This is a genomic window from uncultured Gimesia sp. (assembly GCF_963976445.1).
Taxonomy (GTDB): Bacteria; Planctomycetota; Planctomycetia; order Planctomycetales; family Planctomycetaceae; genus Gimesia.
Genome location: NZ_CAXBKP010000035.1, coordinates 12,854 through 36,738, shown reverse-complemented (window position 1 = coordinate 36,738; position 23,885 = coordinate 12,854). Strand labels below are relative to the sequence as shown.

Below are 23,885 nucleotides of genomic sequence, written 5' to 3'. Positions count from 1 at the left end.
CAGCACATCATGCGTGTGTCTCTCTCACTCTCGTATTTCTCTTGCAAGTTGCTTATGTGATTCTTTTTGGTGATAGAGATGCCATTGAGGCCATATCAGTGTTAGCGTTTGAGAGGCTTGTTTAATATTCTGTTTGGCAACACCCAGCTCAGGTGGTTGAATACTCAGCCGTTTGTATGTGGAGCAAATCAGATGCTGCACATGGATTCGGCTTAAATCAATCAGCAACTTCGGCAACTCAGCTGGAACTTGTAAGTCTTTTTGTGCAGAATGCAACTCTTCTACATGACGATTACTATGCCGTTTATACATCGCTAAGAGAGTGTTTAAATATTCTTCGTTGGTGAGAGTCGAATCGTGTTTATGATCCTCAAGAATCGAATCTTTGAGGTCTGCCTTAAAAACAAATGATTTCAGATTCTCATCAGTGAAGACTAATTGGGCCCACCAGGCAAGCAACGGTCGAAATAACTCAGCTTCTGCTAATTCCTGGTACACCTTGCCCAGATTGGCTCGATGGAACGCAATCACCCATCGCAGTCTCTCTGGAGAATTCTTTGGTTGGAGAATTGTGTTCCAGCCGGAGGGCAATTTACCTATCTCTTGTTTAATCTGAGCTTCTCTCGTTGATAATTCACCATTGAGTTTATTGACAGCGGTTCCAAGGAGTTGATCCTCTTCCAGAATTTGAAGCTGCAGTTCACGTTCCATTTTCAGGGTGGATTTCCAATTTTTGTAAGCCTGATCGAACTGCTTTCTTTTCTCTGGCGGAAGATCATCAATTGACTTCGTGGGTACAGAGTCTCCGCCAGGAACCTTGGCCTGAGAATACTTAATATATTTGACTTTAGGTGGCAGGGTTGGTGCAGAACTTCCCTCAGCAACGGGCGATGTTTTATTAGAAGTCTCTTTATTTTCAGGAATGATCTGAGTCGGACGAAGATCGTTGTTCCACGGCTGGCCCCAACTTATTGAAAGCGGAGAGAGCATGATGGCAATGAATCCGAAAATGTAAATCATCGGCATCTTAATTTGGACCGATCGAGTTTGCGAAGTCAATTTGTTGGGGCCTCTAGAATCCATCTTGAAACTTCGAATATTGTCCACTGTCAGAAAATCGTGGCTGTTTAAAAGTACTGTATCGATAGCAGATCATTCATTTGAACGAGTGACTAAAGTTTAGTGGTTTTGCGATTTTTGGACAAGTTCTAATAAAAACACGCATTACATTCAGGTGTTATTTACTAATCGCACTGGAAAAATAAAGGGTCCAGGAACCAAAAATAGCTTTGCCCGAATTACTATCGACACTACCTATGGCGCATCAAGCGTAGGCCACCCAGCCGCGGAATGTGAAGCCGGCGTAAAACAGGCTGACGTTTGAGAATCCTGCTTCGCGCAAGATTGCTTCGTCTTGCTCGGGGGTGAGGATGTGTAACTGCGAATCGATTGCAGCGCGGGCCGTCTCCGCATTCTGCGGGTCGACTCCGGAACTCACGGCGAAGGATGCGTAGCGCGAAAGCCATCGGGATCGCTCTCCTGCATGCTGTGGAACACTCATGTGGACGATGACGAAAGGCGAGCCGGGGCGCAGTCGGCGGTGAATTTCGGCTGCCACCCGTCGCCGCTCTGCTGGTGCTATGAAGTGCATGGTTAAGAGGCAAGTCGCCGCATCGAAGGGGCCTTCCGGAGCGACGTCAACGTCACCCTGATGTAACCGGACGCGCGACGCGAGTGGTCCCAAAGTCTGTTTGGCAAGCTTGATCATTTCCGCGGCCGGGTCGACTCCATCGAAGGTCCAACTCGGGTGCGCCTGCGCAAAGACCTTCAACTCCAATCCGCCTCCTGCCCCTACGACAAGCACGCGACCTTTCTCTGGGACGCGTTCCGCTAGCAGGAGCGTCGTCATGCGTTGCATGTCAGCGAACCCGGGAACCATACGTGGCGGACCTTCGGCATAGCGCGCGACAACGCGCGCATCGGAGAACGGGGCAGTGGGTTCAGTTGGGTTAAGGGACATTAACTTGCTCCGCCACATTGAGGAGAATTGCCACGAGCGCTGAGGCGCGCTTGATAGTCGGCGCTCAGCATGGACAGTGTGATTTCACCAAAGCGAGAGAGCAGCAGCTCCTCCGCATCATGAAACGTCTGTTGCAGGGTCGCATTCACGGCTTGTTCCACCAGGCAGCCAGGCGCTTCAGTGCGATTGCCAATGGCGAGCAGCGAAGGGCTGCCCAGCGCAGCATAAATATCCCGTAGTGTAATCTTCGATAGGTCGCACGACAGAGTCCATCCGCCGCCATGTCCCTTTTCAGATTGCACGTATCCCTGCTGTCGGAGGCCTGCCATGATTCGCCGAATGACGACGGCATTCGTGGCAAGCATCTGGGACAGGTCTGCGGAAGTGATGGGAATCGTCTGCTCAGCCATGTGGAGCAGGATGTGCAGTACACCGGATAATTTGCTGTCGCGTTTCATGTAACTTATAGTATTACGTGAATTCGCGGTCGTCAAGGTTTTACCCGAAGAGGACAAACAAAGGTTTCAGGAGCCTCAAATTAGATATTTGTTCAAGCTTTATCCAGCGCCTTACTCAGGCAACAGCAGCTTCGCTCCTGGCTGTATCGTCACTTGCTCAACATGTCCCGTTTTCATCTTGCCGCGAAGGAGTTGGTTTCTATCTTTGCTAAATTAAAAAGTGACAAGTTTAAAAGAAATGGACCTGATATCTATCTATATTCTCACTTTAATGTTTGTGTTCCCCTTGGGGCACCTTGGTTGGTTTATGAAACTGAGATTCACACCATTTGACGAACTCTTCTACGGTTGCCGCTGACTCAGGTTCTGTTTTCTCTGGGGGCTCTTTTTTACGCCAGTTTTCGAACGAATCAAGCATGGATGCAGCGACGTGGAAACCGAGTGCGCGATAGGCTTCAAACTGATCATCATCAAAAAATTGATCGGCTGTAGTCTCATGCGGGAAATCTTTATGATGGATGGCGTAGCTTTGAACGGCGGGCGGCTCATGTTTTAGGTCATTATGCTGGTGGTGTGCTTCATTGCGTGTGCTTTGATAATAGTTGTGGATGAGCGACGACTTCAGATAGATTAACCAACCGGTTGAAGGCTCAGCATCTTTATCGTTTCGATCCGGGTCTTCGGGGTAATTGATTTTTCCAATCAAAAAGTGGGCTTTACCAGGACCGCTATCCTGATCAGGGCGTAGTTTGGTAATATCAATTTCGACCTCCACGTTTTCATCAATGTAGATCTGATTGATCACATTGATCAAAGAGCTAAAGCTATAGCCTGGGTCGCATTCGGCATCGCTGGCGATGATTAATTGACAGCGCCTTTGAAACAGAGGATAGAGACCAATGTTATCGCCGGTATGTCCTCCATCTGATAAATTAACGAATCGACTTTGGCTGTTTGTGTCGCTCATCATTTCTGCGCGAAGAAACCAAGGCCACCAAGTGCGCTTTTCAAGTGCTTTTGGACAAAACGGAAGTCGCTTATGTTTCCAGTTTTCATCAATCCATTTTGTTTTTGGCTTCTTTTGAACCGGGAATTGGATAACTTCTTCCTGAGTCGTTTCATCACATTCCCGATCATAAACTCGTGGGTTTACCAACCAATAACCGAGCCGCACATTAAACAGGGTCATCGCAAATGCCCTTGCAAAGGATGTTTGAAATCCCATGTTACTTGAAGCCGCTGCCCCGGAAATTGCCATTGCCGTTGCCAGTTTTGTGGTCCCCCTTCGATAGACATTGGTGGGGACATAGCCTGTCGAACTGGAGCCACAGTATTTACGTGAGAAAATGAAGTGGTCTGATTTCCGTGTGCGTCGTGCCAGGTCACGCGAACCTGCGAGATTCAATGCACATAAGATAATGTGATAGGGGAACGGATTTTTTTTATCGTTGTCGGAAGGGTTTAATTCTCCGATGGTCATATCGCTGTCTTCGCGAATCAATTTTAGTTCTCCCGATTCGTGTCGTTCAGTCTGGAGATAGGTTTCTGTAAGCCGGTCTCGATAAAAGTAGTGAATGCTCAGCCGATTTACGTCAATGATATAGCCTGCGGCGAGTAACACGATTGCGCTAATGACGGCAAGGCAGAGCCCTACTTCGGGGGTGCTGATGTGGCCATAGTTGATCACCCATTCAATACAGACCATAAAAGTACAGAAGAGAAACAGTGGGACCGCAATTTGTAGAGTCAGAAGAGGGAGTTTTGACGCGAGGATAGCAAGAGGGCCACTGTTTGATTTGGGGGCTTTTCCTCGCAAAGCAAATAGCCGCGTGGTAATGAATGAAAGTGCACTTAAAATAAGAAAAAACATGCCTGGCGGAGTTTCTGTTGCATCATAAATGTCTAATCCTTTTGGTCCTAGATGTTTTCCTAATACTGCCCAAATACAGAGGGCGACAAAAGCCAGAAAGAAGAACAGAACCGTGGCATTAAACATGATCGCGATTGTTGCTCCTGAAAGTGAGCGGCGTTTGAGTGTCCATAATTTTCTAAACTTGCTAAGGATGACCGAATAAAAAAATACTGCTCCTGCAACATTACCCAGGCTGAAGAATACGGGAACCAGAAAGTTAGAAAGCGTAAAATAGGTTTGGGGTGGTGGTAGATTTATTGAAATGAGATACGTGAGTAAGATTCCGGCAACAAAATAGTAGGCAACGAAAACGCGTGTCAAACAGGTTCTCTCAACGAGATCTTCGTCTGTTTCACCCAAGTTGCCGCCTGGATGCTTCCAGCGGGAATGAATGAGCGTTATCAAATAGGTCAGCGTGATCCCAATGAGAAACCCCCAAAGTAATACACAAAAATGATGACTATTGACTGCCAGCGCATCACTCCAGGAAGACCATGGAATACAAGTTAGTTTCTTGGTAGTCAGAGGTATCTCACCCACCCAGGAAATATAAGCAATCGAAAGACCAACGATGGTTAGTAAAGGCAGCGCTAACAGAAAAAAAGTTGATATAATGCCGACTAGAAATAATCCCACCGCGCGCAAGACATCTTTTCGAAACACGCCTTCTCGCAGAATGAGAAAATTGCCATGTTTTCGTAAATGGTGCATCTGATCGGCACGCACCAGCGGAAAGTTGTCTGAAAGGTTGAAGTTGGAAAAGGCACTTTGATCGATGCTCGTGTCATCCACATCGGAAGGCGTGTCTGGTTGAGGACTTGACATCAAAGATGAGATGCAAGAGCCAATGTAACCGCCGCCAGAAACTGTTGTCATATAGTCCACCAGCCGCAGACTATTATGTTTCGCAAATTTCTGAAGAACACCAAGAGCAAACGTAGCCGAACGGATTCCTCCTCCTGAAAGCGCTAACCCGACGGGCGGTGATAGCTCTTGATTCTCTAATTGAGCGGCGTTCCGTCGTTGGTTAATGTAATCTTGTTCTTCAACTCGCACTTTTTCCGGTAAAGTCAGCCGACCTTGCAATTTGTTTTTCATCACTGTGCACCGGTTTGAATGTGGTTTACGAGGCAGTTTGTATAGTAGTATTCTGGTGCATGAATGTATGTTAACGCAAGGGCCTGTTTATAATTTTATCTATGTTCTCCCTGATTAGGAGTCAAAGAGTCAGGAGGGGTTTCGCTGTACTCGTAGTGGTGGGCGATGGGGACAGGTTATTCTGCTTGGACAAAACGGCTCAGGCTGAGGACAAATTAAAATGTCCGTCTCAAAAGTCTAATTCTGATTCAATTTCCTACCGCTAAAATTTCGAAAGACACGAAATTCTATAATTAGATATTTGCTCAAGCTATATCCAGCGCCTTACTCAGGCAACAGCAGCTTCGCTCCTGGCTGTATCGTCACTTGCTCAACATGTCCCGTTTTCATCTTGCCGCTCCGCGCATCTTTAAAGAGCAGGTGCATATGCACCGAGGTGCCGGGGTGGGTGATGTTGCCGGCTGAATCTTTGGCGAACACACCCACCAGTGTTCCGCTGACTTTGGGGAGGTCCGCTTCATAAGGTCGCTTGTCTGCAGGGAGCACTTCTTTGCGCATTCGGGCGCGTAGCGGACAGGCGCCGTTGATCACGTGGAAGCGAACATCTTTGAAATTGCCTTCAATGACGAACAGAAACGGCTGATTCATTTTTAGCCCCGCCTGTTTCGCGGTCTGTTCGATCAGTGAATTGAGGTCGTCTGATGGGATTGTTTTGGTCAGCGGGTGCTCAGACCAGTTTTTCACATACGCGCCCACCAGCAGGGCGGCCTGTGTGTTTGGGGATAGTTTTTGCGGGCTGATCGCACCATCCGGCTTGACCTTCGTGAGCGTGACCTGACCATCAAAGATCGTCGCCTCACCTGCCAGCGATTCTAACGCGCCCACGCCATAGAAGTGGGGCTGCTTAATCAGCTCAGAAAATTTGACACGGCCCTGATGTTGCTGCTGGCCAATCACCTCGTGCATCTTGCCGTACTGGACGAAGCGGGGCTGTTTTGTCTCCTCGGCGATCGCGCCAGTAAGGCCGCCGATCATTACAGCGAAAAATCCGAAAAAGCTGACAAGTGCCGATCGATTCATCTCATGGTCTCCCAAATATTCTGATTCAACGTGCCATTCAAGCTATATCAATGATCTCATTATACGCCGCCAGGTTACTGCAGAATAGCGGAAGAAAACAGGTTTCATTAGAGTTTGTTTAACCTCTCACCCGCTCACGACAAACCCGGTTCAAATACTGAACCAGCGGCGCAGCATGAGCCCAGACTTCATTGAGATTGTTGATGTCGTCGTTATCGCCGAGGTCGTGGAAGTACTGTGGCACGCCGTCAAACGCGCGTTCGATCAGGGTTTCCCGCTCGAAATGCGGCAGTCGCATGGCTAGAAAAGAATTCGCGGAAAAAGTTGTCCCCTGGTCTGTTGGTCGTTCGTTATTATTGTGTACGATCAATTCGCATCAGCGAAATTCAAGAATTCAGAAAAGGACAATCCGATGCCTAAGTTTATGTTTCTACAGCGCAGTAGTGGAAGCTGTGAAGAAAATCGCCCGGAAATGACACCCGAACAAATGCAAGCCGGTATGAAGGCCTGGATGGATTGGGTTAAAAAGGGGACCGATGATGGCTGGTTGCTCGATCCCGGCAGTCCTTTGAGCGGTGCCGGCGCCGTGGTGCAACCTGATTTGACAGTGATCGATGGCCCGTTTACCGAGTCAAAAGAACTGGTGGGGGGATACACCATCGTCCAGGCTCCTGATTTAGCCGCGGCGTGCGACCTGGCAAAGCAAACCATGAAGCTCGCAGGTGGGGGAAAGATTGAAGTCCGCGAATTCGCTAATTTTAGTGAATGATCAGTCCGATTAATTTTCTTGCGATTGATGTCCCGCATGCGCGGCGTCATTCGTCAGACTTATGCAAGACGACTGTTAATGGGCAGTCGCCGGAACATCAACCTTTTAATCTGAGGAGTTAGAAAATGCCGAAATTTATGTTTGTTTATCGTGGTGGTCATGAAAGCATGGAACAAGCAACGCCCGAAGAGATGCAGCAAGTGATGCAGGTGTGGATGGATTGGATCCAGGGTGGTGTCGAGGCCGGCTGGTTACTGGATGGCGGTGATGGTTTGAAGCCGGAAGGTGCGATTGTGAATCCGGACCTGTCTGTGATCGATGGCCCGTTTACAGAATCGAAAGAGCTCGTCGGCGGGTATTCGATGGTGGAAGCACCTGATCTGGCGGCCGCGATTGAGTTGGCCAAAAGCTCTCCGATGCCTCAATCAGGGGGATCTGTCGAGGTTCGTGAACTGGCCAATGTCGGAAAACAAACCGAATGAAGCAGCCGACAAATCAGTTAGTCGAGCACTTCTTTCGGCACGAGTCTGCCAATCTGGTTGCAGTGTTGACTCGTGCCTTTGGTATCCGCCGCCTTGACCTTGTCGAAGATATGGTTCAGGCGGCGATGCTGGAAGCGGTGCATGCCTGGAAACAGCGTGGCGTTCCGGATAAGCCTGCCGCCTGGATTCATCGTGTCGCAAAGAACCGTATTCTGGATGTGTTGCGCCGTGAAAAAATACATGAAAAAGCGATTGCGCTATCTGGTCAATCAATCTCTGACGAAGAAGCCATTGTCGATCAATGGCTGGATGAAGCGCAGCTACCAGACAGTTTGCTGCGGATGATCTTCGTCTGCTGTCATCCTTCACTCGCGCGAAAAACACAGATCGCATTGACACTGAAAACACTGTGCGGATTTGGTGTTTCTGAGATCGCGCGGGGCCTGCTGCTGCCCGACGAGACCGTGAAAAAACGCATTCAACGTGCGAAGCATTCTCTAGCGGAAGCAAATCTGTCACTGGAATTTCCGGGCGATGATCAGTTGACGCAACGGCTGGACGTGGTTCACGATGTGCTTTATTTGATGTTTAATGAAGGTTATAGCACTTCGCACGGCAGCGAACCGATCCGTGACGACATCTGTGAAGAAGCAGCGCGGTTGTGTCATCTGCTTTGCGAAAGTGCCTATTCCTCGCCTGTAACGAAGGCTTTGTTGGCATTGATGTTATTTCAAGCAGCCCGGTTTGACTCGAGAACGGATGCGGACGGCGCTGTGGTCTTGTTGGAAGACCAGGACCGTACCAAATGGGATCGTTGCTTGATGGTGAATGCGAAAAGTTGGCTGGCGCAATCAAAAATCGATCAGCCCACGACGTTTCATTTTGAGGCAGCGATCGCGATGCAGCACTGTATTGCTCCCAGTGTCGCAGAGACGGATTGGGGCACGATTGTTCTGCTTTACAGCCGTCTGATGCAGTTGCGGGAATCGCCCGTTTATGCTTTGAACCGGGCCATCGCTGTGGGCCAGGCGGGCGATACACGCGAGGCGCTGTTGCAATTACAGTCGTTACAGAGTCGAGAAGAGATGCAGAATTATCTGCTGCTCGATTGTGCGTTCGCTCGGATTCATGAATTGGAAGGCAACACGCAGGACGCCATTGATGCCTACTTGCGTGCGTTATCCAAAACGGTTGCGCCGCATGAGAAGGAACTACTGGAACGAAAACTTCGCAGGCTTTCTGAATCGGTATGAAGCAAGAAGAAATGGATTCGAAGTCCAGCACGAATCGGTTTGCTTCTGAAGCATGGAAGCGGTAGAAAAAAAGGGGCCTGAATTCATCTCAGGCCCCTGTCGTTCAGGGACTAGCAATATGGATGACCCGAATCCGTTCAGAGCCAGTTGTTCCGCCTGCTTAACGTTGCCTGCATCAAGTGATTGTAAAAGTAACACGAATTCCTACCGTTGAAAACGGGGAAAAAAACAATAAATAAGAAATCAAATCTATTGAGGGAAATGACGTGGGAGATTGGTGGTTTAAAATACTGCTCCCCGTCTCGGACTGCGATTAAGTCGTGAGTGTTAAGACTGCAGTTTGAATTGAGGCCGGTCAGATCTCAGGATCACTCAGGCGGCGCGGGCGGTCTTATTTCTTTTCGAGTATCAGTCTGGGGAGGTCAGGATTGATAACAGAGCCCCAGGTGGTGCCGATGCGTAATTCATCAAACAGGAAGTCACCCTGGCGTGCGACATGGATTCGAACCAGGTCGAACTGATTTGAGTCCTGAAACGGGGTTGTAACGCAGGTCCAGACAGGGGGTTCTCGATCAGGAATGGTTTCTGCTTCTGAAAAGGTCCGCAGAAAGACCTGGTCAGCCGCTTTTTCACTGGCAACAATTTTCGCGACAAAGAAATAAGTTTCTCCGGTTTGCAGCGGAGGTGCGGTTTCAACGATCTGCATACCGGCTTGCAGGGTGGCGAAACTTTCAGAACTCATACCAAACAGAATTTTGCGAGGATGTTCTAATACGACTGATGTCTGTAGAGAAAGATTGCCGAATTGCTCGCCGCTTACATCCGGTCCACTGTCTATTTTCTGCATGTAGAAGCTGAGGTAATAAATGGCGTTCGTATCCATGAGGATCGGTTTTTCTAAGGTTCGCCAGACCCTTTTTCCCTTGCGGAGCTCGATCAGACCCAACTGGTTCTCTGTCAGTTCTGTTCTGGCCAGAGACTTGCGGGGGTGGCTGTCACCTTTGGCAAGCTCCCTGCTATGGATCTGCTTTCGCCAGGGGTTTTCCCAGCCGATACCGGCATTTTGCCATTCAGACAAACGTTCCGGATCACTGATCGCAGAGGGATGGAAACTGTCGTAGACTCGCAGCTCCTGTTGCAGTGCCTGTAGGTTTTTTGGCGCTCCCGGAACTTCTCTGTTAAAGAGTTCCGGTTGCAGTTGAATCTTATCGACGGCGGTCTCTTTGAGATGCCTGGCTTGTCCGGCATTGATAATCACCGACTCTGCAAACTGTTCGTTCTTCTGATTGGGGTCAACCCGCACGGCTCCTTCAAACACGTGCAGATCCACTTCACCATCCTTATCAATCCGAGCCCCGTATTCTGTCCCAATATCATGAAACGTCAGCAAGGGGGTGATCAACGCAAATTCGGGTGATGCTTCATATCCGTGCAGAACCGTTTTTCCATAAGCCAGCTTCGCACAGCAGGCCGACACCATATTGATTTTGGTCGGCCCTTCGATAATCAGGCGGACTCCGGAATCAAAGCGAAATTCGGCAACCCCCTGTTCCAGAATCAGCTCGTTGGTTAATAACCTCTGCCCGGAGAATTCAGGAGGGGACTCTCCCCCCCAGACGCAATCTGTGGAACGGGTGAGTGTCGCGACATAAGGCAGATCCGTTAAATTTTTCTTTGTGATCGAATCGGATGTCTGATTCCAGAGGAAATCGCCTGAAACTATCCATTCCAGTGTCAGAAACATCATCAGCGAAGCGGCGGCAACGAAGAAGTAATTAAGGTAAGGCGCCCGTCTCCTTGAAGGAACATCCTTGATTACCTGGGGCTCCTGGTAGAACTGCGGCTCCTGCGCGGTTTCCTCTATGGCAGTCTCTTCCAGCGCCTGCAGACGCTCTGACATGTGAGTCTGGATCCCCGAATTGATATCGATGTACTCAAAATAGCGCTGCATCGCCTGGGGATCAGTGGAGAGAATGCTTTGGAACTGTTCGAATTCCGAAGTAGAGAATTCTCCCTCCTGGCTGTTTAACAGCTGGTTCAATAACTGCTCAAACTTGGGGGGGAGATCCTGGATTACCATTATACCTGCTGCTCACTTTGGAGCCTACGAGATATACAATCCGCCAATTCACGCCTGAGGAGTGAAAGACGGTTATACAGAGTCTGAATCGATCTATTGGCTGCCTTCGCTATTTCTTTCAGTGACTGGTTTTCAAAAGAAGCATTTTGTAATAGTTGTTGATCGGTTTCGGCCAGTCCACTTAAACATTCATGGAGAAACTCAATTCGGATATTGTAATTACTTAACTGCTCTTCTCGTTTCTGAGACATTGCTTCAATGAGGTCTTGACTGAAAAAATGCCGATCATGCTGGATACTTCTTCGGTGATTACAAACAGTATAAAAAGCGATTCCACAGGCCCAGAAAAAGAAGTCTCGTTTCTGGTCGAAGTCATCAAATTTTTTCCAGAGAGTCAAACAGACATGCTGGTAAACATCTTCTGCATCAGAATTATGAGGCACCAATGCCCGGATGTAACCAAATATCCTTAAGCGATCTTTACTTAAGAAAGAGGTAAAAATCGTTTTTGTATTTTGATCAAGCGTTGATATTGAATTCGACATAATCGTCGGAAACTCTGTTCAAAATAAGCTGCGAGAAATGCAAACATTTAGTGATGATGTCACATTCAGATCATCAAAATGAAATAGCCCATGTTTAGCCTAGCGCTTTGTCAAGCTAGAAATTGAGGGTTGGGGGTGTTGTTTACGTGCTCCGTTGTCGCACTCTCTAATATCGATCAACCCAAAGTTTAAAATGACACTCCACTAGTATGAGAATTTTCACCTATTCAGATATCGTATACAATACATACGACTAGTTATATTGCAAGAAAAAAAGATGAGACTGACAAAGCAACTTTTCACAAAGCCGTGATTTTGATCATCTAAAAGAGTCGAAAATACGAAATCGCAGTTGAAATACGATGAAAACTTGGAATGGATCGGGGGCAGGTTGATTAAAGGTTCCAGGAACGAATGGCACGGAGACACAAACAGGTTTCAGTGGAACATGGTTACTAAGCGACCAGGAACTGGGTTGGGTGCTGGTCGATATGAAAAACTATCTGCAGCAACCGTGAACGCACCAGTCCTTTAGACATCGTGAACAAGCATGAATTTTAAAATGATGCTAAAGTTTCAACATTAAGATTTACGTTTAGACAATCGTTCGCGGATTGCGTTTAGAAATGCGTCCAGGTCCGGTGTGGGCCCAGGGCCTAGATTGCAGTTCATTCCCCCATCCAGGATTTGTCGGACCGTAGTTCCCTCCCCTAAGGGAGCCTGACCCAGGATAAAGTATTCGGGCTCGGCATTCTCACTAAGCAGGACGACTGAAAAATAAGGGGCCAGCACCGGCATCTTACCCGATTCTAACAGAGCAATTGGATCTGCGTCCTCCAGATCAACGGGCGGCGGTGAGGGATATTCCAGTGCCAGATATTCGCGACCATCCTCAAACGCATCCCGGTGCCAGCGGAATGTAGTGGCGATGTCCATGTCTGGTTCGTTTTTTCGGATCTGACATGCCATGAGGTAACAGAATGGTCCAGCTGCTGCAGGAGTTTTGTCATAGAGTTCCAGTATGGGGGTAAGATCTTGAAACACATATTGCGGTAGCAGGAAGTAGGCGATGTCGTAGCAAACCTGCTCCAGTGGTACGGCTTCGGTTTGCAGTTTCTTTTTTCGCAGGAAGTCAAATAGACCCATTTCATCCCCTTTCTTTAATTGATAGAGACCCTAATTCATGTTTAGCTGCGAACAGGGATTTCATATTCCAGTAGAGTTTCATCTTACTATTCTGTACTGAACACAGGGCGCCAAATCAAAAAGGGTTCCAGGAACCGAAAAACGCGTTCTTCAATCAACTGATACGTTTGCTTGAGATAATTCAAAGAACCCAGTTTCAGCCAGAGTGCCCAACCTTTACGGGGATGGGTAATCTCAGGATGGCTCATCATCTGCTGATGCTCTTCAACCGTCCCGATCGGCAGTAGCTCCGCTCCGACCTGCGCAACATGTTTTGCATAGAAGGGATTAGCGATGACTTGAACTGCATGCCCTCGCATGTGCATTTCCCTCGCAATTCCCAGCAGGGGAAACACATCACCAATACTCCCCACGGCAATCATCATGAGCCGCATGAATCATCTCTCCAAAAAAAACGTTCAAAACTGAATTGAGTTTGAATCAGATTGTAATGGTCGGTAGAGGGAGAAACGACTCTGAACATGAAATTAATTGGCTACGATCATCATCAACTAAAAGCTTCCGAAAATGAAAGTTTCCAGGAATCGAAAACACGAGAGTAGGCCATTCAGTCATACGATTCATACTGAAAGAAGGATGGATCTGGGAACGGGATTGAAAAGCGAACATGCGTCGTCGCGTCGCATGCATTATAAGTTTGTTGTGTCCTCCTGAACACGGGCCTATAATGTATGACGTTGACGGCGGTTCTGGCTTTCTTCTATAGATTAGCCAAGCTTGCCTGGAACTGATGCCTTCCCGAATATCTCTCCTGAACAGAAGCCGCCCGCATGATGAACTACTTCGATTTATCGCGTTATTATGCTCTGATCATGTCCTGCTGTCTGGCGTCTGTTTTCGCTGCCGAAGCAAATGATGCCTGTGCCGCTGATTGGCCGATGTGGCGACACAATGCGGGGCGCACCGGCGTGACGGCGGAATCGCTTTCGGAAACGCACTCACTCAAATGGGTGCGCCATCTGCCGGAGATCGAACCCGCTTATCACAGTTCGCGTTTACAATTTGATGCTGGTTACGAACCCATCGTGGCTGATGGGATTCTCCTTGTCGCTTCGTCCCGTAATGATTGTGTGACGGCCTATGAAGCAGCGACGGGCCGCGAACTCTGGGTGTATCAGACAGAGGGGCCCGTTCGATTCGCACCGGCAGTCTGGAAAAACGCGGTCTGTTTTGGGTCAGATGATGGCTGGTTCTACTGTGTGGACTTGTCGACAGGAGATTTACGCTGGAAGCATCGTGCGGTACCAAATGAACGACGCCTGCTGGGGAATCGGCGTTTAATCTCCGTGTGGCCCGTTCGGGGAGGTCCGGTGGTTTCAGAAGGCAAAGTCTACTTCGCCGCCGGTGTCTGGCCGTTCGAAGGGGTTTTTGTCTATGCGATGGATATTGAGACCGGCGCTGTGATCTGGCGAAACGAGCGGCTTGGATATCTGTTTGGCCAACAGCCTCATAATACAAGCGCCATCGGGGGACTGGCACCGCAGGGGTATCTGGTCGTCAATGACAATGAACTGATCGTGCCCTGTTCGACCGCATACCCGGCACGGTTGAATCGAAAGACAGGCACGCTGATTGAATTTGAACTTCCCAATGCGGGAGGTTTTCCCGGAGGCTGGTTTGCTGCCCTGGATCCTGATACCGCGAAAGCGGTCCGCCGAGGAACACTGACCTTTGATAAAGTGGTGAATAGTCAACGGCACGAAGACAAAGTCCGTGAAGGACTGGGAAAACAGGATGTCAGCCGCGCGATTCGGGCCGGCGATCGTTCGTTAAAATTCGATGACAAGCTAGACGATATTGAAGGCACCATTCATTCCATGATTGTCGCCGACGGCAGGCTGTTTGTCTCGACGCGAAATGAAACCCTCTACTGCTTCGAAGAGTCAGACACAGCAACAACGACACCAGTCAAACATTGGAAACAAAACCCGATCGAACTCACCACGACGCCGGAAGCAACCCGGTTTTCAAAAGCACTAATTCGTGAATCGACGGGGCTTGAGGGAATTGCAGTCGTCGTCGGTCTGAAAGACGGTGCGCTGGTGAAAGCGCTGCTGCAGGAATCGAACTACCATGTGGTTGCCTTTGATGAGAACGCGGATCGAGTCGATCAGCTCCGCCGTGAGTTGCAGCATGCGGACCTGTATGGAACGCGGGCTGCCGTCATTCAATGCGACACGAACAAGTTGAGTTTGCCTCCCTATCTTGCGACGGTCATCGTGACGGAAACTCCTGATCAGGTCACCGAAAACTGGGGCGCGCTGTTACAGTCGCTACGACCCTTTGGTGGAGTCGCGGCACCAGGCATCAAGCGGGATACCGGCTTTGCAACCGCAGAGAATTTAAAAGCGTTGAATCCCGGCAGCTTTGAGTTGGGAGAGTTTGCAGGGCAGGCATTGGTTCGGCGACCTGGCCCATTGCCGGGGGCCGCCGACTACCGCGGGAACTACGAACATTGCGAAGATAGTCTCGTCCGCTTTCCATTGGGGGTGCTTTGGTTTGACGATACACTCTCGCACTTCAAGCGCTCTCCGCAGCCACATTTCTTTAACGGGACGATGGTCTCCCGTCCGAAAGACTGGCATCAAGTACGACTGAGAGGCGATTATAAGCTCGATTATCCGTTACTCCGCCCTGTGCTCTCAGATATCTATACGGGCCGAGTGCTTGCGCAAACAGAACAATCGACACTCCGAAAGAATTTGACGGCGAACCCTGCCGGCGCTCAGTCAAGCTACTATCACGCGCCGCACCAGAAAAAGATTCTACACCCTGATCCGCCCGTGGCAGGCACACGCATTAACCCGCTGACGGGATTAAAAGAACCACGCGTCTTTCCCAAAACGTACGGCTGCGATGGGGGAGTTGATTATGGTTTATTTTACACGTTAAGAAGCGGTACGGCCGCCTATTATGATAAAACTTTGGAAAGCGGAACGGTTTTTATCAGTGGCCCGCGCAGCGGTTGTACCAACAGCATTATTCCCTCGGGGGGGCTATTGAATGTTCCTTATTTCTATGACGGTTGCACCTGCAGTTATCCGTTACCCGCGGGACTGTCGATGGTGGCGATGCCGGAAAGCCACGAGCAGTGGTCATCGTGGGGCGATGACAAAATTGAACCCGCGTCGATTCAGCGGATTGGTTTGAATCTAGGCGCCCCCGGCGATCGGAAAACGCGCGCGGGAACACTCTGGCTCGATTACCCGTCCATTGGTGGTCCCTCTCCCCAAATTCGCGTCGAGACGAAACCGAAAGATCCGCTCTACCGTTATCGGCACACGAATTGGATGCACGCCAGCGCTGCCTGGCCGTGGGTCGCCGCTTCGACAGTGGAAGGACTGGATGAGCTGGTGTTGCACGATCTCAAGCCGGGCGTTTATACGGTTCAGCTCTACTTCGCGGAAGTGGACGACATCAAGCCCGGACAGCGCAAGCAGAACATCTCACTCCAGGGGCAGCAAGTGCTGAGTCAATTTGACATCCTCGCGGAAGTAAAGCAGCCGATGACGGGAATCACCCGGCAGATCGACAACGTTAAGATCGACGGTAGCTTGACGCTGACATTACAGGCAACAGCTGGAGAGTCACTCATCAGCGGAATCGAGCTGATTCGCGTTCCCTGAAATCGAAACCTGTTCCGGGAATCGCACAAAACCCAATTCCCTGTTCCTTTTCCGGTTGTCGCTGTTTCCCGATCAGATACCATGTTAGAAATGAAACAGGTATTACAGGGACTTTCAGGAAATGAAACAGACAGACTCAGCAACCAATAACAGGCAGTCATTGCCCGACCGCGATGCGATGTACGCAGCGCTGGTCCAGCGGAACAGCAGCTTTGAAGGCGTCTTCGTGGCGGCGATCCGCACGACGGGTATCTTCTGTCGGCCCTCCTGTTCGGCCCGCAAGCCGAAGCCGGAGAATGTCGAATACTATCCTGATGCGAAGACGGCCCTTGCCAACGGTTACCGGGAATGTAAAATCTGTCGGCCGCTGGTTCCGCTGGGTTCCACACCCGATTGGCTGCAACCATTGATCGAAGAGGTCGAGCAGGACGCCACCATTCGTCTGCAGGCCGAAGATCTGCGGGAGCGTGGGTTGGATCCGGTTCGCGTGCGTCGCTGGTTTCAAAAACTGCACGGCATGAGCTTCGCCGCCTACCTGCGAATGCGACGCATCAATCAGGCCTTCAGCCAGATACAACACAAAACGCCAGTCACCGACGCTGCCTTTCAAAGCGGTTATGAATCGCTCAGCGGGTTTGGTGAAGGATTCAAAAAGACAATGGGGACCGCGCCTGCGAAGAGTAACGGTCAACAAGTGATCGCCGTCAGTCGTATTTTGACGCCGCTAGGCCCGATGCTCGCAGGCGCGACAGAGCAGGGGATTTGCCTGCTTGAATTCACGGATCGACGCATGCTGGAAACGCAGCTCGATCGACTGCAAAAACGTCTCAACGCCAAAGCACTACCCGGCGACAGTCCGTTCTTCGCGCAACTGGAAGGACAACTCCAGTCCTACTTTGCGGGTAAGCGTACCGAGTTCGATCTGCCGTTGATCACGCCGGGGACCGAGTTCCAGCAGAAAGTCTGGGCGGCCCTGCAAACCATTCCCTGTGGAGAGACCCGTTCCTATCGCGAGCAGGCAGAGATTATCGGCCAACCCAAGGCAGTCCGCGCCGTCGCACGCGCCAACGGCGATAACCGGATCGCGATTCTGATTCCCTGTCATCGCGTGATCGGAGCCGACGGCAGTCTGACCGGTTACGGCGGCGGTTTGTGGCGCAAGCAACGGTTGCTGGAAATCGAAAACGCGGATGTGGATCAACCAAAATGAGCGGAATGGCGCCAGCCACCGTTTTTGTGAAACGCAACGTTTATAAAAAACGGCGGCTGGCGCCGTGCCGCTCACACTATGGTTGCGATTTCCGATCGCCCCAGTGTTTCTGATTAAATTCTTCCGACTGGCCGCGGGGGATGGTCAGCGTGTTCCAGTTATCGCCGGCCTGGACGCGGGCGACCTGTACGATCTGGCCGACGTGATAACAGGTGTGGCCGAGCGAACGTTGAATCGCCAGCGGCACCGTGTGTGCGTCGCCGCGAATGTAAACGGTTTTTTCCAGATCGTCTGCAGTCAGACTTTTGAGCGATTCCAGCAGAGTCGTCCAGCCCCGCTCCCAGTAAGCCAGCAGTTCCGCGCGTTCCGAGAACGTATCGACAAATTCTTCGTCCCGGTTGCGGTCCGGTTTCTCGCCATCGGTGGTCAGAAAATCGGTCCAGCGCGAAATCAGATTCCCGGCGACGTGTTTCATGATCACGGCGATGGAATTTGTGTGGTCATCCAGGGCGACGTGTAGCCCTTCGTCCGAGACCTGTTCCACTGCCCGCTCTGCCATTTTTTTATTGGCTTCGAACGTGTTGATGGTGGCGGATATAAATTGAGAAAAGCGATTCATGATAGTTTCCTGTGATCTGTTCTGTTTCTGACGTATTTTTAGGCTGCAGTCAGTCTCGACTTCATTCCGCTGACAATGCAGACTATGATAATCGGTATGAGACATGCGTTCAATGTGCTGATTCAAATTGGAAGACAACGGTTTTAGAAACAAAACCATGATAGTGAGGTAAGAAAATCAAATGCCAAAAATGAATCCCTGGATACCCACAATTATCGCGCTGCTATTCTCTGCGACAGCCGTCGTCGAAAGTATCACTCAGGGTAACTGGCTATACTCTTTCTTTTTTGTCAATGTACCCTGGATATTTATATTTGTAACTTTCTGTCTGACACAGCTACAGAAAGAAAATGAAGAACTCCGCGCGCGAGTGGATGCATTGGAATACAAAGAACCTGCTGAAGAATTGCCTGGAAATCGGGCAGTTGTTCATAGCTGATCAATCACATACACGAAATATAAAACAAAAATGATCACGACGCGACTGCTGAATAATGCGATTCATACAGAACTGAAACCGCATGGATTTCAGCGGAAGGGTTCGAACTGGTATCTATCCAGCGAGCAGGTGATTGTGGTTTTAAATCTGCAGAGGTCGCAATATAGTGCGACTTATTTTCTCAATCTCGGCTTCTGGTTACAGCAGATAGAGCACATCGACTTTCCCGGAGAGCATCAATGTCATATTCGCACTCGTGCCAGTTCACTCTGGCCTGAGGGAACACACCGCCCGGAGGAAGGTCCGCCCCGCATCGCCGATCTATTGAGTATCGATGATTATCCCTGTAATGAAGGGCAAAGGCTCGAACGGATCAGGCAATTTGTCGCAGAAAAACTGGTGCCCACGTTGAAAGCAGGCGTGTCCGTTGAAGGGCTCAAGCAGTTGTTAGAAGAACAGGATGGATTTCTGATAATGCTTGTTGCACGGGACACTCTTGGGCTGCCGTTACCTGACTGAAAAATACCCCAGGAGTCTCATAGTTCCGCCGTCACGCCACGATAGGTAATCTTAATTCCCTTGGCGGCGAATTTTTCGGTCAGATGCGGGATGTCGTTGTTGTGGACGAGTACGATGACGGAGTCGCCGGGGAGGAGCTTGGTGTCGGAGGCGAGATCCTGTTCGACTTCACCATCAGCGCGGCGAATGGCGACGACCAGAAATCCGCGATCGCTGCGGACTTCGATCTTGTCGAGTGTTTTGTTCGCGAATGTGGAATCGGGTTTTACCAGTAGTTCTTCAAACTGCAGGCCGAGGTGGCCGAGTTCATCTTTGATGTCGCCGTTGCTGGTAAGCTGTTCCAGCATGTTTTCTGCGGTCGGCCGCATGATCAATTGCGCGACTTTGGTGGCACCGATGGCGGTCGGCAGTACGACGCGATTCGCACCGCAGCCGATCAGCTTTTTCTCTGTCTTAGGGTTTTCGCCGCGGGCGATGATCATCACATCGGGGTTCATCTCGCGGGCGGTGATGGTGACGAACACATTTGTCGCGTCTGCCGAGAGCACCGTCGCCAGCACCGCGGCTCGGCGGATGCCCGCCTGTTCCAGCACGTATTCTTCCGAGGCATCGCCGTTGATCACCCAGTAGCCCTGATCCTCGGCTGCCTTCAGGCGGCGTTCGTCGCAGTCAACGACAACGAATGGTTTCTTCGCTGCAAACAGACTTTTGGCCAGGATGGAACCCATGCGGCCAACGCCGCAGATGATGGTGTGACCTTGCAGGCGTTCAATTTCTTTCGTCATTCTTCTCGCTCCCAGTGCCCGGTTGAGTTCGCCGTCGATCACCATTTGCATGAAACCACCGATAGTATAAATCACCGCGCCATAACCGGCGATGATGACCATGATCGTGAGTGCCCTGAGTGCAGACGACTCGATCGGTTGCACCTCGCCGTAACCTACGCCGAAGATGGTGATGATGACCATGTAGATCGAATCTTCCAGCTTCCAGCCGGCGGAGACATAGCCGATCACTGCCACAATGCAGATCGTGCAGAACAGGGCGATCCCGGTGATGATTTTGCGGAATGGTCTGGAGTGAGCCTGACTTTTAAGCTGAATCGCATCTGAAGAGAATAAGGATTCAGAATCGGTCATAGTCGCCTTCTCTGTCGCCGTGCTGAAGTGATCCGTGTTTTAATGCGTCACACAGGAACAGAGCCGATCCAGAATCGGAAATTCTGGTCGGCTCTGGTTCACAGACTCAATTGTTAACTCGTCACTGTTACTTGATGAACAGCATTTCCTGGTAAGTTGGCAGTGGCCAGAGATCGTCGGCCACAATTCCTTCCAGTTCATCGGCTACCGCACGCACCTTGTCCATCAAAGGCAGGATTGTGTGGCAGAAGTAATTGGCTTCTGCGAGCAGATCTTCCGATCCGTTTTCCCCGGCAGCCGCTTCCAGTTCGCTGATACCGTCCTGCATTGATTTGACCAGTTCGGTGATATGGTCCAGTGAGTTGGTATCAAAGTCATAGCCCAGCATTTTCAAGTTGGCACAGTTGGTAACCAACTCGCTTTGATAACGAATGGCAGCCGGGAAGATCATCGTCTTCGCCATCTTGATTGTCAGGTTCGATTCGACCTTAATCGACATGCAGTACTGTTCCAGGTAGGTTTCCAGTCGGCTTTCCAATTCGCGTTCCGACAGGACTTCGTACTTGGTAAACAGTTCCTTCACTTCTTCTGTCTGAAGAATTGGCAGAGCATCGGCGGTGGTCTTCAGATTCAACAGACCCCGTTTTGCCGCTTCAGCATGCCATTCATCACTGTAACCATCGCCGTTGAAGATGATGGCACCATGCTCGTTGATGATTTCAGTCAGCAGTTTCTGCAGTTCGCCGTGCAGCTTGTCAGGATCACCACCGGTGGCTTCTTCCAGACGAGTGGCACAGTATTCCAGTGAATCAGCGACGATGGTATTCATCGCGACCAGTGGACCGGCGATTGACTGGTTTGAACCTACAGCACGGAATTCAAATCGGTTACCTGTGAAAGCGAACGGGCTGGTTCGGTTTCGGTCGCCCGCATCTTTCGGCAGTGGTGGCAGAACATCAGCACCGACAGTCAGTGTTCCCCGGGGAATCGAAGAGCTGGCACCACCGCCGGCTTTGATCTGTTCGAATACGTCAGTCAACTGATCACCCAGGAAGATCGAGATGATCGCCGGTGGTGCTTCGTTGGCACCCAGGCGATGATCGTTAGAGGCAGACGCGACAACGGCTCTCAACAGTCCCTGGAATTTATGGACGGCACGAATCACGGCACCACAGAACAACAGGAACTGGGCGTTTTCGTGAGGAGTATCACCTGGATCAAGCAGGTTGCCTTGTGAGGCACTGCCCATCGACCAGTTGACATGCTTTCCAGAACCGTTAATGCCGGCAAACGGTTTTTCGTGTGTCAGGCAGACCATGCCATGTTTTTCTGCAGTACGACGCAGTGTGGTCATCAGCAGTTGTTGATGATCAGTCGCGATGTTTGCCGATTCAAACAGAGGTGCAATTTCGTATTGCCCCGGTGCCACTTCATTGTGGCGGGTTTTGATGGGAATTCCCAGTTTGAACAGTTCGCGTTCGGCTTCAAACATGAAGGCCAGCACACGGTCAGGAATCGCACCAAAATAGTGGTCATCGAATTCTTGACCTTTAGGAGGTTTAGCTCCGAACAAAGTACGTCCGGCGTTGAGCAGGTCAGGGCGTGCAAAATAGAAATTACGATCGACGAGGAAGTATTCCTGCTCAGGACCTGCAGTGGAGGAAACCAGATCGCCTTCATCGTGCCCGAACAGTTTCAGAATTCTCTGAGCTTGAATATTCAACGCCTGCATCGACCGCAGCACAGGAGTCTTCTTGTCAAGAGCTTCGCCCGTCCAGGAGACAAATGCTGTTGGAATGCAGAGGGTGGTTCCGTTGGAATTTTCCAGAATGTAAGCGGGGCTGGTCACATCCCAGATGGTGTAACCGCGGGCTTCAAACGTGACACGGATACCGCCGGTAGGGAAGCTCGAACCATCGGGTTCACCCTGGATTAACTGAGAACCGCTGAATTCCGCAATCGCACCGCCTTCACCATCGGGTGAGAGGAAGCAGTCGTGTTTTTCAGCAGTCGAACCGGTTAAGGGATAAAAGACGTGAGCATAGTGGGTCGCCCCTTTTTCGATTGCCCAGTCCTTCATGGCAGACGCGACAACGTCGGCGGTAGAGCAGTCGAGTTTCTTGCCTTCTTCAATGGTGTTAATCAGTTTCTTGAATGTTTCCTTGGGCAACCGTTTTTTCATTGCGTTTTTCGAAAACACGTTGGCGTTGAAGAGTTGTCCCGTGGGAATTTGCTGAAAATTCATCGGTGGATGATTGGGCTGGTAGTTGGTTACAGCCGAAATTGCTGCAGAGCGAGCAGAGCTGAGAGTGGTTTTACTTCCATTGCTGGCACCAGTAAAAGTTACCGACGAATTGGAACTTGAAATTTCTGTGTTCACTTTTTTACCTTTTCATTTGGGCGAAAATACTACTTAGGATTTTTACGTGTGCGGGAAACCAGGCAGCTGAGGCAGAGCGGCTTTCGTGATTCTTCTATGAAAACCGATTGCGCTTTTTACAATCAGCGAAAATATCTGGTTTGGGATACTGTTCTTTTGTGACATGCACTGGCACGAAATTGCTCAGAATTCCCGAAAAAACAACGCATTCGAATTATTTGAGCAGAATATGTGCCAAATTATTTGCGGATCTCCGTTTTACTCGGGTTCACCTGCCGACACCAGCGACTCGGACCACAAATTGAGGGAGATCACGTATGAATTCCCCGCCAACCATACATTTTCCGCTCGGATTTTTGCGGTTTTCGGATTTCTTACCTAATTAGAAGCAAACCCGTTTTTTTCAGCCTTTTACTGAGGGTTATTCCTGAAGTTACTTAATAAATTCCCCCGATTGCGCATTTGAAATGCATGACCTGCCTTTGTAAGCAGCAGCGTCCTCTTGGGGCCAGGCAGATGCCCGTTATTTTGGACTGCAATTAAGACTGATAAGTTTACTCGACAAAAATATCGTAAACGTCATCGGGATAGAGACCATTGAGTCCCGATAAAAAAATTTTCGCTTCTCCCAGAGAGGTCCCGTTGGAAGAGACCCGCACCAAAGCGTCCACGGGAAAGGCGTCCCAATCTGCGTGGTTTAGCGGCAGCATGTAATGCGCCAGATTCCGCGACTGACGCGCGTTTGGCCATTCGCAGTCCAGAGTTCCACAACCAGATCTTCAATGTTCTGTGGCCGTTGGTCTTTGATGCGAATTTTCGGAGGCCATCCGCCATTGTCACGATAGTAGATCGGTGTGCCATCTCGCCTGACAAGATGCACCAGAACGGGATGTGAGACCGCTCTTGGGTAAATGCGAACATTCTCAAACCAGCCTCGGCTTTTGGTCGGCTCTGTTCTCGAACGTAAGAGCCGTGTTATAATAATTCTCTGGTTCGTCTCAGGGGGTAAATCCTTTTTAAGCATCAGAAAAAACTAGATGAAGCATTGTT

22 protein-coding genes are annotated in these 23,885 nt (G+C 50.1%); 8 read left to right on the top strand and 14 right to left on the bottom strand.

Annotated features, from left to right (window positions below):
- Positions 1 to 24: 24 nt before the first annotated feature.
- The 5 genes from AAC022_RS25080 to AAC022_RS25060 all read right to left on the bottom strand — a co-directional run bounded on the left by AAC022_RS25080 (position 25) and on the right by AAC022_RS25060 (position 6,568).
- On the bottom strand, positions 25 to 1,020 hold the full coding sequence (locus AAC022_RS25080) for a hypothetical protein (RefSeq protein WP_339735665.1): 996 nt from the start codon (positions 1,018 to 1,020) through the stop codon (positions 25 to 27).
- Positions 1,021 to 1,324: 304 nt separating this feature from the next.
- The gene (locus tag AAC022_RS25075) at positions 1,325 to 2,020 is read right to left on the bottom strand and encodes a methyltransferase domain-containing protein (protein WP_339735663.1); all 696 of its coding nucleotides are present in this window, start codon (positions 2,018 to 2,020) and stop codon (positions 1,325 to 1,327) included.
- Complete coding sequence (locus AAC022_RS25070) at positions 2,020 to 2,478, bottom strand: Rrf2 family transcriptional regulator (RefSeq protein WP_339735698.1); 459 nt, start codon at positions 2,476 to 2,478, stop codon at positions 2,020 to 2,022. Before AAC022_RS25070 ends, AAC022_RS25075 begins: the two co-directional genes overlap by 1 nt.
- A 268-nt stretch (positions 2,479 to 2,746) precedes the next feature.
- Complete coding sequence (locus tag AAC022_RS25065) at positions 2,747 to 5,488, bottom strand: patatin-like phospholipase family protein (RefSeq protein ID WP_339735661.1); 2,742 nt, start codon at positions 5,486 to 5,488, stop codon at positions 2,747 to 2,749.
- 324 nt (positions 5,489 to 5,812) lie between these two features.
- A complete protein-coding gene (locus AAC022_RS25060) occupies positions 5,813 to 6,568 on the bottom strand; it encodes an acetolactate decarboxylase (RefSeq protein ID WP_339735659.1) in 756 nt (251 codons plus the stop codon).
- Between the two features lie 175 nt (positions 6,569 to 6,743).
- Here AAC022_RS25060 and AAC022_RS25055 point away from each other — a divergent pair, with 175 nt between their 5' ends.
- From AAC022_RS25055 to AAC022_RS25040, 4 genes are all read left to right on the top strand, one after another.
- Positions 6,744 to 6,872: a hypothetical protein gene (locus AAC022_RS25055; protein WP_339735657.1), complete on the top strand. Its 129-nt coding sequence runs from the start codon at positions 6,744 to 6,746 to the stop codon at positions 6,870 to 6,872.
- A gap of 108 nt (positions 6,873 to 6,980) precedes the next feature.
- Positions 6,981 to 7,337: a YciI family protein gene (locus AAC022_RS25050; RefSeq protein WP_339735655.1), complete on the top strand. Its 357-nt coding sequence runs from the start codon at positions 6,981 to 6,983 to the stop codon at positions 7,335 to 7,337.
- 125 nt (positions 7,338 to 7,462) lie between these two features.
- Positions 7,463 to 7,819 (top strand): YciI family protein, encoded by a 357-nt coding sequence (locus AAC022_RS25045; RefSeq protein WP_339735653.1) that lies wholly within the window; start codon positions 7,463 to 7,465, stop codon positions 7,817 to 7,819.
- Positions 7,816 to 9,072, top strand: a complete 1,257-nt coding sequence (locus AAC022_RS25040) for a sigma-70 family RNA polymerase sigma factor (protein ID WP_339735651.1) — start codon at positions 7,816 to 7,818, stop codon at positions 9,070 to 9,072. The genes AAC022_RS25045 and AAC022_RS25040 overlap by 4 nt, the downstream gene beginning before the upstream one ends.
- 391 nt (positions 9,073 to 9,463) lie before the next feature.
- Here the strand turns inward: AAC022_RS25040 and AAC022_RS25035 are convergent, their stop codons facing one another.
- From AAC022_RS25035 to AAC022_RS25020, 4 genes are all read right to left on the bottom strand, one after another.
- The gene (locus AAC022_RS25035) at positions 9,464 to 11,152 is read right to left on the bottom strand and encodes a hypothetical protein (RefSeq protein WP_339735649.1); all 1,689 of its coding nucleotides are present in this window, start codon (positions 11,150 to 11,152) and stop codon (positions 9,464 to 9,466) included.
- Positions 11,152 to 11,697 carry a sigma-70 family RNA polymerase sigma factor gene (locus tag AAC022_RS25030; protein WP_339735647.1) on the bottom strand — a complete coding sequence of 182 codons (546 nt, stop codon included), beginning with the start codon at positions 11,695 to 11,697 and terminating at the stop codon, positions 11,152 to 11,154. Before AAC022_RS25030 ends, AAC022_RS25035 begins: the two co-directional genes overlap by 1 nt.
- A 582-nt stretch (positions 11,698 to 12,279) precedes the next feature.
- A complete protein-coding gene (locus tag AAC022_RS25025; RefSeq protein ID WP_339735645.1) occupies positions 12,280 to 12,843 on the bottom strand; it encodes a hypothetical protein in 564 nt (187 codons plus the stop codon).
- 86 nt (positions 12,844 to 12,929) lie between these two features.
- Complete coding sequence (locus tag AAC022_RS25020) at positions 12,930 to 13,277, bottom strand: glycosyltransferase (protein WP_339735643.1); 348 nt, start codon at positions 13,275 to 13,277, stop codon at positions 12,930 to 12,932.
- Positions 13,278 to 13,673: 396 nt separating this feature from the next.
- On the opposite strand from AAC022_RS25020, the gene AAC022_RS25015 reads away from it, so the two are divergent.
- Together AAC022_RS25015 and AAC022_RS25010 are read left to right on the top strand one after the other, a co-directional pair.
- Complete coding sequence (locus AAC022_RS25015) at positions 13,674 to 16,529, top strand: PQQ-binding-like beta-propeller repeat protein (RefSeq protein WP_339735641.1); 2,856 nt, start codon at positions 13,674 to 13,676, stop codon at positions 16,527 to 16,529.
- A gap of 121 nt (positions 16,530 to 16,650) precedes the next feature.
- On the top strand, positions 16,651 to 17,739 hold the full coding sequence (locus tag AAC022_RS25010; RefSeq protein WP_339735639.1) for a methylated-DNA--[protein]-cysteine S-methyltransferase: 1,089 nt from the start codon (positions 16,651 to 16,653) through the stop codon (positions 17,737 to 17,739).
- Between the two features lie 76 nt (positions 17,740 to 17,815).
- Here the strand turns inward: AAC022_RS25010 and AAC022_RS25005 are convergent, their stop codons facing one another.
- A complete protein-coding gene (locus AAC022_RS25005; RefSeq protein ID WP_339735637.1) occupies positions 17,816 to 18,358 on the bottom strand; it encodes a DUF1572 family protein in 543 nt (180 codons plus the stop codon).
- A 181-nt stretch (positions 18,359 to 18,539) separates the two neighbouring features.
- Here AAC022_RS25005 and AAC022_RS25000 point away from each other — a divergent pair, with 181 nt between their 5' ends.
- The gene (locus tag AAC022_RS25000; protein ID WP_339735635.1) at positions 18,540 to 18,797 is read left to right on the top strand and encodes a hypothetical protein; all 258 of its coding nucleotides are present in this window, start codon (positions 18,540 to 18,542) and stop codon (positions 18,795 to 18,797) included.
- A 30-nt stretch (positions 18,798 to 18,827) separates the two neighbouring features.
- Positions 18,828 to 19,316 carry a DUF4304 domain-containing protein gene (locus AAC022_RS24995; RefSeq protein ID WP_339735632.1) on the top strand — a complete coding sequence of 163 codons (489 nt, stop codon included), beginning with the start codon at positions 18,828 to 18,830 and terminating at the stop codon, positions 19,314 to 19,316.
- Between the two features lie 17 nt (positions 19,317 to 19,333).
- Here AAC022_RS24995 and AAC022_RS24990 read toward each other — a convergent pair whose 3' ends face one another.
- The 4 genes from AAC022_RS24990 to AAC022_RS24975 form a co-directional block, all read right to left on the bottom strand.
- Entirely contained in the window at positions 19,334 to 20,455 is a 1,122-nt protein-coding gene (locus AAC022_RS24990; RefSeq protein ID WP_339735630.1) for a potassium channel protein, read from the bottom strand.
- 127 nt (positions 20,456 to 20,582) lie between these two features.
- Positions 20,583 to 22,835 carry a glutamine synthetase III gene (locus tag AAC022_RS24985; protein ID WP_339735628.1) on the bottom strand — a complete coding sequence of 751 codons (2,253 nt, stop codon included), beginning with the start codon at positions 22,833 to 22,835 and terminating at the stop codon, positions 20,583 to 20,585.
- Positions 22,836 to 23,389: 554 nt separating this feature from the next.
- Positions 23,390 to 23,545 carry a hypothetical protein gene (locus AAC022_RS24980; protein ID WP_339735626.1) on the bottom strand — a complete coding sequence of 52 codons (156 nt, stop codon included), beginning with the start codon at positions 23,543 to 23,545 and terminating at the stop codon, positions 23,390 to 23,392.
- Positions 23,533 to 23,859 carry a hypothetical protein gene (locus tag AAC022_RS24975; protein ID WP_339735624.1) on the bottom strand — a complete coding sequence of 109 codons (327 nt, stop codon included), beginning with the start codon at positions 23,857 to 23,859 and terminating at the stop codon, positions 23,533 to 23,535. The genes AAC022_RS24980 and AAC022_RS24975 overlap by 13 nt, the downstream gene beginning before the upstream one ends.
- Between the last annotated feature and the right edge of the window lie 26 nt (positions 23,860 to 23,885).